Genomic DNA, 14,811 nt, shown 5'->3' on the forward strand with positions numbered 1-14,811 from the left:
GCACTATTTTTGATCAAAATTGTCACTAAATCGGCTTAACTTGAATAATATGGATGTCAAAATTGCAGAAAGCTGGAAAAGCCAGCTAGAGGAAGAATTTCAGAAAGATTATTTTCAGAATCTGATTGAATTTGTAAGAAATGAATATAAAAATGGAGTGTGCTATCCTCCGGGTAAGTTAATCTTCAATGCTTTTGATAAATGCAGTTTTGAAGATACCAGAGTAGTAATTTTAGGACAAGACCCGTATCATGGGCCTGGGCAGGCCAATGGTTTATGTTTTTCTGTCAATGATGGTATTCCTTCGCCACCTTCACTTATCAATATTTTTAAAGAAATAAAAGATGATCTAGAGAAGCCAATTCCTAAAACCGGGAATCTGGAAAGATGGGCAAAACAGGGTGTTCTATTACTTAACGCTACTTTGACTGTTAGAGCAGGGCAGGCAGGCTCACATCAAGGGAAAGGGTGGGAGCAATTTACTGATGCTGTTATCAGATGCCTGAACGAGGAAAAAGACGGTATTGTGTTTTTACTGTGGGGAAAATATGCGCAGGATAAAGGTAAGATAATTGATGACAAAAAACACTTCGTTTTAAGAGCCAAACACCCATCACCTATGTCAGCCAATTACGGAGGTTGGTTTGGTACTAAGCATTTCAGTCAGGCAAATAATTACCTCACGAGTAAGGGATTAGAGCCAATTGAATGGTAAAAAAATAATCGGGCGTTGAATAGATTTCACATAAGCCCGATTATTTTACCTGAATAATTATAAATTATGAAATAGATCTCTGATTTCATTAATCATTTCTGTGAATTCCGGGATTTTTCTGATATCTTCTCTCCAGGCCAGACCTCTTTCCAGCAAGTCAAAAGTATACTTGATTTTTGAGCCTGATGTAGGATTGCCGTCTTTGTCTTTTTCTCTACCCATCAGCCAAAGATTGTCGGCAATAGCCGCAGTAGAAACAATATCATGCGAAACTATTATGATTGTGTTATGCTCGTTCATGTTAGCAATTTCTACAATCATTTCGCTCACCTCTTCTACCATATTAATATCAAGCCCGCTGAATGGTTCATCCATTAATAAAAAATTATCAGTGCACAGCAACTGTTGAGCTATAGCTACCCGCTGTTTTTGCCCGCCTGAAAGCTGCGCAGGGTAAGAATCCTGATAGGGGCGAAGCTTAAAGCGATCGAGCAAGCTAAAGATTCTGGTTTTGCGCTCGTCAGCGTTTTTATAATTTTTTACTGCTGCAATCTCTAAATTCCCCAGAACAGTACGGTGCATAAAAAGAGGGTAATTTTGCTGAACTACTCCAGTACAGCCTGGGTGAGCAGGTTCTTTATCTGGCCCATAATATACATTGCCTGAAGTAGGCTTTAATAAACCTGCCATAATTTCAAACAGTTTGGTCTTTCCAATACCAGAAGGACCTAAAAAACCTACGATCTGCCCTTTAACGCTTCCCGGACGAGTGGCATCTCTTACCTCAGCATTAACATTCTCTAATATTACTTTATCTCCTAATGTAAGATTGACATTATCTACTTTGAGTATTGTATCTTTATATGAGTACTGAGCCATTATTTTTCAAGGGTCAATTTTGAGTAAGGAAAGAAAAATTCTCGTAGTTTTCCGATTGTGTAATCTAAAAAGATTCCCATCAGGAGTATTACTAATTGAATGGCAAATACATCAGATAAGCGAAGCAATTTATTATTATTTAGTAATAAAACCCCGATTCCTCCCTCCGCTCTTGAAATTCCCTCAACCATCGTCAGCATCATCCAGGCAATGGCAAAGTTTTGTCTGATTACTTCCAATACCTGATCAAGCCTTCCCAGAATGATTACTTCCCATACTACCTGCCATTCGTTCATCCGAAGGGTTCGGGCATGATAAAATTCATATTTAGGGATCGACTGAATAATAGAAACCATTGAGGTAACAAAGAAAACGGTTATTCCAAAAACCATCAATGTTACTTTTAATTCATGCCCTGAATGTGTAATTAACGTAAAAACAAAGGATAAACCTACGAGTGTCCAGAAACGAAATTTTGAAATAAGATAACCGATTGGTTTAAAAAATGGGATAACTGTGGCATAAGAAATAATCAACGAAATGATTGTTGCAATGAGCAACGATTTCAAACAAAGCCAGGTACTGTTCCAAAGTTCGTAGATAAGGTTTTGACTGGCTATCAGACTTTGAAGAGATTTTAAAATCTCCATAGGAGTAGGTATTAGCCTGAAAGAACTAGTTGTCCATAATACTAAAAAAACAGCCATTTGTATAGCAATCATGATAGCCATAGTCGACTGACTGTTTTTGGTATTAGGTATAAAGAGTTTTTTTATTTTTTCCATAGAGTCTGGATTGTAGTTTAAGTTCCGGCAAATAGAAAGAACCTCTAATTACCGGAACTATATAAGTTTTATCTACCCATGACAATAGTCACACGGCGGTTTTTAGCTTTGCCTTCAGGAGTTGTGTTTGGCACAACTGGTTGAGTCTGGCCATGTGCAAAAACCTGAATTCTACCCTCAGGGAAGTTACTGGCAGATTTTTTCTCCAACCATTGTTTTACAGCAAACGCTCTGGCTTCTGATAATGCCATATTTGCATCAGGATTCCCTACATTATCTGTATGTCCGTGTATTTCAACTTTCAGATTGCTGGCAACTACCAGGTCGTTGAATAAATCTTCTAACTCTTTTTGTGCCTGTGGCGTAAAAGTCTCTTTTCCTGAAAGGAATGCTATATTCCATGACTTTTCTGATACTTTTTCACGGATATTATCGTCCGATTTAAACGTAACTTCTTCTGCTGCCGAAATATTTTTTGTGCGCGAAGCCACATTTTGCAGATAACTTACATCAATTACATCATCTGATTTAGGGAATGTAGGCATAAGTGCCGGATAAAGTTTGGAAGCTAAATTTCCGAAAACATCGTATACTATTTTTACCACGTTGGTGCTTCCGCTATTCAAACCAAAAATTTCCATGTTATCGCCTAAGTTGTGGACGGCAGAGCCTCCTAATTCAACTACTAATTTCTGGTTATCGACTGCCTGAGTTCCTTTATAATATTTAACCCAATAAGCTTTATCTGCTTCGTTATATACTTTCGCTGATAACTCACCGGCTTTGTCTAATACGGCAGAATAAGATTTAACCTGGTCTCCTCCCTCGGCAATGCCTTCAATTAATTTTTCTACTCTGTCACGGTTATCCTGCATATATTTTTTAATTCCAATCAAAACGCAAGGCATCTGGCTACGATACTCTTTTGTAGATACAATTGAAACCAAGCCACCCTTTTTCTCCGCTACATTTACGTCGCCTGGTGTCCATGTAGCTACCCCATTCACGGTTACACGTTTGGTCTCTCCAGTTGGTTTGCCATTAGAAACTACCTGACGCTCTTCTGAATATCCGGTAATATATTTTTCGGAGGCATCAAGATAACTATCTGCTGCCACAAAGTTCATGGCATTGGGATCATAAGTTTTTTCATCAGGATTTACAGGGATTCCGTTATCCCCACACCATTTTACTACTATATTCCAGTCACCATCGCGTAATACGGCAGTTGTAAGGCCACCTTTGGCATTCTGTGGATTTTCTTTCCATGCTGGTAAACCCATAAATTTATCTTCACCCAAAGATTTTCCACAAGTATAAATAATTTGTGCTCTGTAATCGCTTCCTAATTTTTCCAGTTCCGGATTTACTCCTGCTAAGAAAGCTGCTGCGCCATCGCCCATGATAGTCACAAACTGCACACCTTCAGTTGTATTAGGATTGCTTTTATATTCGGAGGCAAACTTTACCAGATTAGCTTGCATTTGAGGTACCTCGTCTTGGCGAATAAGGCTTAGATTAATGCCTTTTTTCTCCATAATTGAGCCTTTAGAAGTTTTGGCACCGCCATTGGCAAAAATGGCACCCATTTGCGCATTCCAGGCCCAAAGCATCCATCGTATTTCAGGAGAAGATACATTGGCTGGTTGGTCGGATGGCATTTCGATTGGTGCAACAGATGAAGAGGCATTTTTTGGAGCGGTAGGTAAATCAATTTTCCCAACGTCCTGAGACTGACTACTAGACTTTTCCATTACGTATCCACTATCCAGAATCAGCCATTTTAGCCCCCATAATCCGGCTACGATCAGAACGGCAATAGTTAATCTTCCAAAAGGAGTTAATTTCGTTTTTGTGCTTTGCATTTTTTAAGGCGGTTTAATAAGAAGTATTCTACAGGGTTATCAAAAGTAAAAAAATGATTTTAATTACCAAATACCTGTTTAATAAATATAATAATTAGACAAATTTAAATAGCTTTTTATCGTTTTTACCTACAAAAATGTAGCCGAACGGTCGAAAATCCATGCATCCAAGGCGATTTTAGTGAGATTTTTTATTGAAAGGTAAATTTTCTGATGTGTAGATATTCTTGGACATAAAAACAAAAAAATAGAGGTAACCTTTCGGGTTACCTCTATTATATATTAATTTTAAAATCTTACTTGTCCAATGGAAATGAACACCGATTTTTTAACGGATAATACTAAACAAACGACTCCAGCGGATTTTATTCAGGAATGTTCCGTCTTTGTCAATAGACATCCAGATGAACACTGCTTTACCAACAATATGATCTTCCGGTACAAAACCCCAGAAACGTGAATCATCTGAGCCATGACGGTTATCACCCATCATGAAATAGTAATCTTGTTTGAACGTATAAGAAGTAATTGGCTTACCATCTAAAATGATTTGACCGTTTACAAACTTAGCATCTTTGTTACCGTCGAATGTAGTAATCACACCCTTATACAAAGCGAGATTTCTTTCATCTAACTGAATAGTAACTCCTTTCTTGGGAATAGTGATAGGGCCAAAGTTATCTCTGTTAAACGGAAACAAACGCGAATTATAAGGGAAAGTATTATATCTTATATCGGTTGTATCTTCCTTAGCCATCACCATTGGCGTAATGCTTTTCACGAAATCGAGGTTTTTCATATCCTTAACCCCTTGTTCGGTAGCTTTTACATAATAAATAGTTTTATCAGTGATTCTGAGGTCTTGCTCAAATTCAGAAATGTCGTATTTCTGGAAAACCTTTTCATTTACCTGAGTATTGGCTTCAATAGCATACTCCATTTGCATGCCAGGAGGATTGGCGAAAATTTTATTGTTAAGATATACCTGACCTGCGCGTAATTCAACCACATCGCCCGGAATACCAATACAGCGTTTAATATAATTGGTTCTTAGATCAACAGGATATTTATCAAAACCACCAAATTCATCAGGTCTTTCCGGGCAACCAGGATAGTTAAATACTACCACATCACCATTTTTTACATGCGTAAAGCCCGGTAATCTATATTGCGGTAACTGAATCCAGTCAAGGTATGATGGCACTTCTGTAAACCATATTTTCTGATGTGTCAATGGAACCTGTAAAATGGTCTTTGGCGTTCTGGTACCATAATGTAATTTACTCACGAAAAGGAAATCATTGATTAATAGACTTTTTTCCATCGAACCTGTCGGAATAGTATAGGCTTCTAAAAAGAGCCAGCGAATCAATGTAGCTGCAACTACTGCAAATAGCACTGAATCGAACCACTCTCTGGTTGCGGATTTCTTCTTTACAGTTTTTTCTTGTGTTTTTGTTTCAACTTCTGCCATATATTTTAACTCCAGCAAAGGAGATTTTTTAATTAATGATTATCGCTGTTAATATATTGTTATAAGGTATATTAAAATTGCAGCTTAAAACCCTAACATGTCCTGCATACCAAAAATTCCGGTTTTGCCATGTATCCATTCTGCAGCAATCACAGCTCCTAAAGCAAAGCCATTACGGCTATGAGCAATATGCTTAATTTCAATCTGATCAACATCAGAAATATATTTTATTTCGTGTGTTCCCGATACTTTTCCCTCTCTCGACGACCAGATAGCCAGTTCATTATCATTGGCAATCTGGTTATTTACCCATTTAACTTTGTTGCCCAGATTTTCAATAATGCCTTGTGCTAAAGTAATGGCTGTTCCGCTTGGGGCGTCTTTCTTTTCAGTATGATGTATTTCATTGGTTGATACCTTATATTCATTAGTATAAGGACTCATCAACTTCGCTAAGGCTTTATTCAATTCAAAAAACAGATTTACGCCAATGCTGTAATTAGAAGCATAAAAGAACGCACCTTCATTTTCAATACATAACTTCTCAATTTCAGATTTATGTTGCAGCCATCCGGTGGTACCACATACTGTAGGTAAGCCAAATTCCATACAGAATTTAAGGTTTCCATAGGCTGATTCAGGTGAACTGAATTCTATTACCACATCGGTATTTTCAGAATTGATGGATAATAAATCTGTACGATTACTAATATCTATTTTTGCGGAAATTTCATGACCTCTCTGTAAAGCAATCTGTTCAATTACTTTACCCATTTTTCCATATCCTAACAGGGCAATACGCATATACTTATTTTAATTCGTTTAAAATCTCAAAACAACTCTTGCCCCAACAGCATTGCCATAGGCAGTTGATTGGACACTTGGTTCAAATTTAAGCGAAATATCGTCGCTCATATCAAATGTTTTTAAATGTGCCGATACATTGGCTTGTACTGCTTGCAATGTCCAGCCCACGGCAAACAATATTACTGTTAAATCTCTGTAGCGTCTGAAACTGTTTACTGCAGGTTCTATCTGCGCTTGTGTAAAGGGCCCGAGTGTTCTTCCGGTTTTTTTATTCCAGATTCCCGAAATCTGCTCTATCATTACCTCTTTCTCTCCACCCACCACAATCGTTTGTAAATAACGCTTGTAATACCAGTAACGGTCGTTGGTAAACCAAAAAGTATAAACTCCACCGGCTGCTGCTGCGTAAACTATCGGAATCACCCAATATTCTTTGTTAGTCGCTTGTCCCCAACCAGGGAGTATTAAAGACCTTAACAGTGCTTTGCGGGCCGGATTTGCCTTTTTTGCTGAATCTACTTTGAAAGTCCTGGCTAGAAAGTTTTCTCTTTTAGAGGTATCTCTTTTGAGAATTTTATTAACTAGACTAAGTTTTTTGGCAGAATCGACAGCAATTTTTTTAATAGAATCAGCTTTGACAGGAATATTACTTAGTGTATCTGTTTTTTGAGCAAAAGAAATGTTTGTAATAAATAAAAGAAAAACCAATGCCCGAACCATATTCCGAATATTTAATTGCGAATAAAGAGACAAAATTAGGTTCTTATATTTCTTTTTACAATTCTTTAACAATTTTTAAGCTCTTTTGATACAGTAATATTACTCCTGATTTACCTTGATTGAGTTCAGAATTCTATCTAATTCATCTTTTGATGAGAAAGGTATTTTAATCTCTCCTTTATGCTTATCGTCAGCTTTTACTAGAACTTTAGTGCCAAAATAACCTTGAAGCCTGAACTGTAAAGACGAAATCTCCTGCTTTATTGTTGTCTGGCGTTTTCCCTTATTATCTTCCTGAATCAATAATGCCAATCGACGTACCTCATCTTCAATTTTGCGAACAGACCAGTTTTCTTCAACAACTTTGCTGAATAGCTTAATCTGCGTTTCATGATTATCGATATTAATCAGGGCACGTGCATGGCCCATCGAAATTTCATTATCACGAACGGCAGCCTGAATAACATCCGGCAGTTTCAATAAGCGAAGATAATTATTGACTGTTGTACGGTTTTTACCTACTCTGTCGCCTAATTCTTCTTGTTTTAATTGAAATTCGCTTAGCAAGCGGTGATAACTCAAGGCAATTTCTATGGCATTCAGGTTTTCGCGCTGAATGTTTTCGATTAATGCCATTTCGAGCATCTGTTGGTCATCAGCCGTACGGATATAAGCAGGAATCTTGGTTAATCCGGCTAATTTAGAGGCTTGCAAACGACGTTCCCCTGAAATAAGGGTATATCTGCCCGGACTAGATTCTTTAACAGTAATCGGTTGGATGATACCTAATACTTTAATTGATTCTGCTAATTCCTGCAACGCCTCCTGGTCGAAATGGGTACGGGGTTGGTAAGGATTAGTTTCAACCGAATCGATCATTATTTCGTGCATAGAGCTGATCGCTTCTAAACGACGTGGAATAGTTGGTGTTTCGGATGGGGTACTGCCAGAGTCTGAAAGCAACGCACCTAAACCTCTACCGAGACCGGTCATACTCTTCTTTTGGTTGACTATTTTAGATTCCATATTTTTTTAATGTTAAATGGGCCTTTGTTGTGTATCTTCCCATGTACATTTATATAATTCTTTGAGTAGTCGTATCAGTTTTCAGATACTAATTTTCCATTTTTTATCAGAATCTCTCTTGCCAGATTCAAATAACTGATAGCTCCCTTGCTATCGGCATCTTGTGCCAAAGCAGGTACACCGTAACTCGGCGATTCAGACAATCGGATATTTCTTGGAATCAGGGTCTGGAAAACCATGTTCCTGAAGTGAGTAGTTACCTCATGCACCACCTGATTCGACAATCGCACACGCAAATCATACATGGTTAACAAAATACCCTCAATCGTTAAGGCAGGATTCAATCGCTGCTGAATGATTTTGATGGTATTTAACAACTTGCCTAATCCCTCGAGCGCAAAATACTCACATTGCACAGGTACAATGACCGAATCAGCAGCAGTAAGGCTATTAATGACTATCAAACCCAGAGACGGTGAGCAATCAATAATGATAAAATCATACATATCTTTCACGTCCATCAATGATTCTTTCATCTTTTCTTCACGCTTCGGGAGATTAATCATTTCGATTTCGGCTCCTACTAGGTCGATATGAGAAGGTAATAAATCAAGGTTGGGGAAGTCGGTTTCGATAATAATATCACGTGGACGAATATCATCGACCATACATTCGTAAATGCTGTTTTCTACTTCTTTAGGGTTAAAGCCCAAACCAGAGGTAGCATTAGCTTGTGGGTCAGCATCAATTATGAGTGTCCGAAATTCGAGCGCAGCCAAGCTGGCTGCTAAATTTATGGTAGTGGTCGTTTTACCTACGCCTCCCTTTTGGTTGGCAATTGCTATTATTTTTCCCATTGCTTGTGGTTAGAGAAAATTACTGCTTCAAATATCAAACATTTAATGTTAAGAAACAATTAAATGTTCCACGACGTGGAAAAAATGTTCCACGATGTGGATAAGATTGTGGAATGAAGGGATAATTAAGCTTTTTAATCAGACGAGATTTGCTTACGTGCCCATCAGGATGTTATCTTTGTCGCATGCGTTATTTATTAGAGTGTTCTTATAAAGGTACTGCTTTTCATGGCTGGCAGGTGCAAGACAATGCACCTAGTGTGCAAGGGCATATAGAAAAAGCCTTGTCTATAGTCATGAGAAAGGAAATGCAGATTGTGGGAAGTAGCCGAACTGATGCCGGAGTACACGCCTATCAACAATTTGCGCATTTCGATGTAATGGAACCTCTGGCTAATCTCGAAAAGATGGTACACTCCATGAACGGCATTTTACCAAAAGATATTGCGGTTCAACAGATTACTACTGTTTCAGATGAGTTTCACTCGAGATTTGATGCTACCCATCGGAGATACCTATATCGAATTTCACAGCAGAAAACGCCGTTCTGGCAGGAGTTTTCTTATTTTTACAGGACACCTGTGGATGTTGGACAAATGAATAGAGCAGGGGAGATCTTGAAAAAGCATATTGATTTTCAATGCTTTAGCAAAGTCCATACAGATGTGGTTACATTCAATTGTCAGATAGATTTTGCTTATTGGGAACAGGAAGACCAGTTCCTGCTGTTTCATGTCAAAGCTGATAGATTTTTAAGAGGCATGGTGCGAGCCATTGTCGGAACGATGTTAGAAGTTGGCACCGGAAAATTGAGTTTATCTGGATTTGAAGATATTATTTTATCAAAAAGTCGCCAGAAAGCTGGCAGGGCTGTTCCAGCCGAGGGATTGACTTTAGTTGAAGTAGGGTATCCGTAGGAAGGAGTGGTGCGGGGGTGCCTAGTCTCCATCAAACAGTTCCACGGAGACTAGGCGTCCCCGTGCACACCATGAGATGCAAACAGAATTAAAATGAACATCACTATTCAAAAAATTGCTTCTTCAGAAGACTTGGAAGAAATAAAAGCATTGTTCCGGGAATATGAAAAATTTCTGGGTGTAAGCCTGTGCTTTCAGAATTTTGAAGAAGAACTAGCCAAGCTCCCAGCTAAATATGCTGAGCCGGAAGGTGCTATTTTCTTAGCCAAAGTAGAAGGAAAAAGTGCAGGCTGTATAGCTTTGTGGAAATTAGAAGAGGGAGTGTGTGAAATGAAAAGACTATATGTAAAACCGGATTTTCAGGGTTTGGGCCTAGGGAAAAAACTGGCTCAGATAGTCATCGCAGAAGCCAAAGAGAAAGGCTACAAAAAAATGAAACTGGATACGCTCAGACGGTTAGCATCTGCGAATCATTTATATAAAGCACTGCAATTTACTGAAACTACTTCCTATAATTATAATCCGGAAGATGATGTAGCTTATTTTGAAAAGGACCTTATATAATGGCAATTATAGGAAAAGATATAGATTTAGCAATTAAGCTTCTGAATGAAGGAGAAGTAATTGGGATTCCTACAGAGACGGTTTATGGTCTTGCTGGAAATGCCCTGAATACTGATGCTGTTGCTAAAATATTTGAGGTGAAGAATAGACCTTCTTTTGACCCGCTCATTATTCATACCAATAGTATTGAACGTTTCAAAGATTATATCAGTGAAATAGATACCCGAGTATATGACTTAGCTGAGAAATTTATGCCGGGGCCATTGACACTTTTGCTTCCAAGAAAAGACATCATTCCTGACTTGGTAACATCCGGCTTGGAAAATGTGGCGATTCGTATTCCACAACATCCTCTGACACTTGAATTACTTAGCCAGTTAGATTACCCTCTAGCCGCGCCTAGTGCGAATCCATTCGGGTATATTTCTCCGACAAATACTACTCATGTTAATAATCAATTAGGAGATAAGATTAAGTATATTCTGGATGGCGGGGATTGTCAGGTAGGAATTGAATCAACGATAGTTGGTTTTGTGGATGATGAAGCAGTTGTGTATCGTAAAGGAGGGTTATCAATTGAAGACATTGAGGGCGTTGTGGGTAAAGTAAATGTAATTGAACATTCTTCCTCAAATCCATTAGCACCAGGAATGCTCAAAAGCCATTATGCACCGAAGAAACAATTAATTCTTTTGGATAATAAGAAAGCAATAAACTCGGAAGGGAAAAAGATTGGCTATCTGGGCTTTCAACATTATCACCCTGATATTCCTGCCGAAAATCAATTATTGCTTTCTCCGAATGGTGATTTCAGAGAAGCAGCCAAGCATCTTTTTGCTTATATGCGGCAATTAGATTCTATGGAGGTTGATAGGATTTACACAGAGTTACTCCCTGAAAAAGAACTGGGCAGAGCTGTTAATGACAGAATCAAAAGAGCGACTATCAAAGACTAGATCTTTGATAAAAGATTGAGTTATAATTCTAACACTATAAACTCAACTCTTCTATTCTTCTGACGATTTTCTTCTGTATCATTTGCTGAAACAGGCTGTTCTTGGCCTTTACCCTTATGTGTTAGGCGATTAGGTGCAATTCCCTTATTAAACAAATAGTTGGAAACTGCCTTTGCTCTCAATTCTGAGAGATATAAGTTCATTCTTGGGTCGCCTACATTATCAGTATGTCCAACAATTTCTATACTCATTTTAGGATATCTCTTTAGTAAGCTAACCAACCTGTCTAATTCCGGAAAAGATTGCGGTTTGATAACAGGCTGACTTTGGTCGAAATACACATTTTCTAATTTAACTGGTGTTCCAATAGCAATCCCTTTAAAATAATCATCTGCAATTGATGAAACCACTGGTTTTTCAGGCTCTTTCTTTTCCGGTTCTTTAGGTGTTGCTATCGGTGGGGCAGGAGTAGGATTTTCTTCCTTCTTCGCTACAGTTTTTTCTTCTACTTTAGGTTTTTCTACAACCGGAGGAGGGGCCTGTACAGGGTCTGCTTTTTCCATCACAATATCATGCTTATTGGCAGCCACCATGTCCATCAGATCTAGTGTTTCAGAAAAAGCCTTATAATTTGCTGCTTGCGCATTTAAAGAGTATTTTTTCTCAAAACTTTTCGGAGAAACACTTTTTGCTTCATTGTTAGTAACTGGTATTGACTGATTGTTTGCATCAACCAAGGTTATTTTTACATTTGGAATAGCTGCACCTGTTTTCGAATCGATCGGATTAAAGGTAAAATCATAACCTGTTTTTTTCAATTCAAGCGTAATTACATTATTTACCGCTTTTGTTTGGTTAACTGTCTCTTTATAAGCCGGATACCCGTCTGATACTACTTCAATCTCATAACTTTTATCAGGTGATAAAGTAGCTTTAAATCTTGTTTTTTCCGGGTTCATAGTTCCCTCAACAAGAGTATTACCAGTCTTTAATTTATAATCTGATGGCAGAATATTTTTAGTATAAAAATCAGTAACCATGAAATAAACTTCTGCTGTCGGTACTTTTTTTATCTTTAAGTAAACTGTTTTATTAGTTTTAAGAACCGGTGTTCTTAATGCCAGATAACCCTGTGTTTTTACTTCGGCAGTATATTGCTCCGCAATTTTTAAATCAGCCAGCCATTCTGATTGTACATTAGTGGTAGAAATAGTTATAGGCTCATTCTTAGCATTAAATATACGCAGATTTGCTCCTGCAACATTCTTATCATTTTCTTCATCAACTACAATGAGCCGATATTGCTCAGTAGATTTCCTGACTAGCAATATCTCTTGTACAAACTGGTTTTTAGCTATTAATTCTTTCAGATTTATATTCTGATTAGCTTGCTGGTAACCCTCTGATTCAACTTCAATAGAATATTCAGTGTCAGGCGATAAGTTGGCAGAAAATCCCTCTTTTTCAATCTTTCCTGCAATAGATTGCTTGGTACTTAAATTGATAATTCGCATTCTGGTACTGATGATATTGGCTTTAGTTTGCGAATCAATGATTTTGAATAAGAAACTATAGGTATCTTTTTGAAGTTCAAATTTTTTCAATAAAGCACTGGGAATTCCTCTGTCAATCATAGTTTGATCAAAACTAATAGCTTCAGTTATTGTTTTATAGCCGTCTGCGCTAACCTCAACCGTAAATTTTTTCTTGGGATTAAATTCAATTTTATAAGGCTCATTCTTGTTCGATTGTCCTGTCAGGGTAGTTTCTTCTGGACGAAGTACTTTATAGTTGGCTATAAGGGGTTCATGAGTTATAGCATCTGTTGCGATAAATGAGGCCACCTGTGAAGCATTTTTCTGCAAACTGACGCTGATAAATTTACTTGGTGTTTTAGCAACCTTTGTCACATCAACTCCTTGTATCTCCATACTCGTGCCCTGATACCCTGGCGCTTCAATGTCAATTCGGTAGTTTTTGCTTACATCAAGCATTGTTTTCCATTCACCAGTTTTCGGGTTTACTTTTGCCTCTACCTCCTTATTAGCGTCATCATATACTTTTACTATGGCAGATGTAATTATCTGCTTGTCTTTCGCATCGGTAATTAAAATAATATATTCGTCTACAGCTACTTCCAGTACTTCCTTGAAATTGGTTTTACCTGCACCCAGATTTTCAAGATTCAACGGTATTCGCTTGGATACATAATTGGGCATGCTAATTTCCACTTCATATTGGCCTTTGGTAGCAGGTTTAAACTGTACATCACTTTGAAGCGTGCCTTGAATTATCAATGGATCTGTAGTTTTAAAGTAGATTTTAAAAGTAGCTGCCAGCCTCTTTCCTGTGGCTTTGTCGAAAGCTCCGAAAGTATAGGTAGAGTCAAGTTTTTTAGCCGAAGTATGGGTAGCAAAAGCTGAACAGATATTGAAGATTGAAAAAGCAATCAGTATTACTAAACTTCTCATAGAATATTGAAAAAGAGATATACTCTGCAAATTTCTTATTTTTTAAAATAATACAACGAAGAATCTCAAATGAATTGTAAGTTTTTATGAAATTATGTTGTTTTGCGACAATTACTAGCGTAAATGTTTTATGAATTCTTTGCTTTAATAATTAATGAACGCATAAAAATTGTTTTTAATTTTAGTATGCTAAACCTTAATCAGTATAAGACAATATAAATATTATATAAGCTCCTATCCATAGTCTGATTTTACCAAAAAAACTGCTCCAAACCTTTGTAAAGTATAGGCATAAGTCGGAAATTTAATGGATAACAATTCATATTGCAACTATTGCCAGTGAGAAGCAGAAAATAAAGGTTAGAACAGGTTTTAAAGAAATAAATAAACGTGACGAGCGAGTCTGTAATTGCTACTTACTGGGTACAACCAATGAGACCTTTATTCGGTTTTATAGGAATTTGTCAGAATCGAACAAAGGTTACCAATATGGGGGGAACCTTTTTGAGCAAAGATGGTAATTGTTTCCAAATACTAACCACTAAAACAGCATCAGAAATGGTTACTGATATGGTGGGAACCTTTTTAATTAAGGAAGCGAATAGTTTTCGGGCACAAACCACTAAAATGGAACTAAAAAAGGTTACTAATACGGTAGGAACCTTTTGGCAAGAATGATAATCGTTTTTAAGTAGGAACCACTAGAATGGAATCGAAAAAGGTTACCTACATAGTGGGAACCTTTTTGAAAGAGGGTACTACAACAATTGAAATT

The 14,811-nt window shown here is 37.5% G+C and carries 14 protein-coding genes; 5 read left to right on the top strand and 9 right to left on the bottom strand.

Features of this window, described 5'->3' with window-relative positions:
• The first annotated feature begins 49 nt into the window (after positions 1-49).
• The gene (ung, locus tag D0T08_RS24460) at positions 50-715 is read left to right on the top strand and encodes a uracil-DNA glycosylase (RefSeq protein WP_116985383.1); all 666 of its coding nucleotides are present in this window, start codon (positions 50-52) and stop codon (positions 713-715) included.
• Positions 716-772: 57 nt separating this feature from the next.
• Here the strand turns inward: ung and D0T08_RS24465 are convergent, their stop codons facing one another.
• From D0T08_RS24465 to D0T08_RS24500, 8 genes are all read right to left on the bottom strand, one after another.
• Positions 773-1,594, bottom strand: a complete 822-nt coding sequence (locus D0T08_RS24465; RefSeq protein WP_199538215.1) for an ATP-binding cassette domain-containing protein — start codon at positions 1,592-1,594, stop codon at positions 773-775.
• Complete coding sequence (locus D0T08_RS24470; RefSeq protein ID WP_116985385.1) at positions 1,594-2,379, bottom strand: ABC transporter permease; 786 nt, start codon at positions 2,377-2,379, stop codon at positions 1,594-1,596. Before D0T08_RS24470 ends, D0T08_RS24465 begins: the two co-directional genes overlap by 1 nt.
• Positions 2,380-2,447: 68 nt before the next feature.
• Positions 2,448-4,244, bottom strand: coding sequence for a phosphate ABC transporter substrate-binding/OmpA family protein (locus D0T08_RS24475; protein ID WP_116985386.1), 1,797 nt, complete (start codon positions 4,242-4,244; stop codon positions 2,448-2,450).
• 328 nt (positions 4,245-4,572) lie between these two features.
• Positions 4,573-5,718, bottom strand: coding sequence for a signal peptidase I (lepB, locus tag D0T08_RS24480; protein ID WP_116985387.1), 1,146 nt, complete (start codon positions 5,716-5,718; stop codon positions 4,573-4,575).
• A gap of 84 nt (positions 5,719-5,802) precedes the next feature.
• Positions 5,803-6,522 carry a 4-hydroxy-tetrahydrodipicolinate reductase gene (gene dapB / locus D0T08_RS24485; RefSeq protein WP_116985388.1) on the bottom strand — a complete coding sequence of 240 codons (720 nt, stop codon included), beginning with the start codon at positions 6,520-6,522 and terminating at the stop codon, positions 5,803-5,805.
• A gap of 18 nt (positions 6,523-6,540) precedes the next feature.
• Positions 6,541-7,245, bottom strand: coding sequence for a DUF5683 domain-containing protein (locus tag D0T08_RS24490; protein WP_116985389.1), 705 nt, complete (start codon positions 7,243-7,245; stop codon positions 6,541-6,543).
• Positions 7,246-7,344: 99 nt separating this feature from the next.
• Positions 7,345-8,271 carry a ParB/RepB/Spo0J family partition protein gene (locus tag D0T08_RS24495; RefSeq protein WP_116985390.1) on the bottom strand — a complete coding sequence of 309 codons (927 nt, stop codon included), beginning with the start codon at positions 8,269-8,271 and terminating at the stop codon, positions 7,345-7,347.
• A 74-nt stretch (positions 8,272-8,345) separates the two neighbouring features.
• Positions 8,346-9,128 (bottom strand): ParA family protein, encoded by a 783-nt coding sequence (locus D0T08_RS24500; RefSeq protein ID WP_116985391.1) that lies wholly within the window; start codon positions 9,126-9,128, stop codon positions 8,346-8,348.
• 185 nt (positions 9,129-9,313) lie between these two features.
• Here D0T08_RS24500 and truA point away from each other — a divergent pair, with 185 nt between their 5' ends.
• The 3 genes from truA (at position 9,314) to D0T08_RS24515 (ending at position 11,565) form a co-directional block, all read left to right on the top strand.
• Entirely contained in the window at positions 9,314-10,045 is a 732-nt protein-coding gene (truA, locus tag D0T08_RS24505; protein ID WP_116985392.1) for a tRNA pseudouridine(38-40) synthase TruA, read from the top strand.
• A 93-nt stretch (positions 10,046-10,138) separates the two neighbouring features.
• The gene (locus D0T08_RS24510; RefSeq protein WP_116985393.1) at positions 10,139-10,609 is read left to right on the top strand and encodes a GNAT family N-acetyltransferase; all 471 of its coding nucleotides are present in this window, start codon (positions 10,139-10,141) and stop codon (positions 10,607-10,609) included.
• A complete protein-coding gene (locus D0T08_RS24515; protein ID WP_116985394.1) occupies positions 10,609-11,565 on the top strand; it encodes an L-threonylcarbamoyladenylate synthase in 957 nt (318 codons plus the stop codon). The genes D0T08_RS24510 and D0T08_RS24515 overlap by 1 nt, the downstream gene beginning before the upstream one ends.
• 20 nt (positions 11,566-11,585) lie before the next feature.
• On the opposite strand, the gene D0T08_RS24520 is transcribed toward D0T08_RS24515, so the two are convergent.
• Positions 11,586-14,036 (bottom strand): OmpA family protein, encoded by a 2,451-nt coding sequence (locus tag D0T08_RS24520; RefSeq protein WP_116985395.1) that lies wholly within the window; start codon positions 14,034-14,036, stop codon positions 11,586-11,588.
• 432 nt (positions 14,037-14,468) lie between these two features.
• On the opposite strand from D0T08_RS24520, the gene D0T08_RS24525 reads away from it, so the two are divergent.
• A complete protein-coding gene (locus tag D0T08_RS24525) occupies positions 14,469-14,714 on the top strand; it encodes a hypothetical protein (RefSeq protein ID WP_116985396.1) in 246 nt (81 codons plus the stop codon).
• Positions 14,715-14,811 lie beyond the last annotated feature (97 nt).

Source organism: Emticicia sp. C21, assembly GCF_003418935.1.
GTDB lineage: Bacteria > Bacteroidota > Bacteroidia > Cytophagales > Spirosomataceae > Emticicia.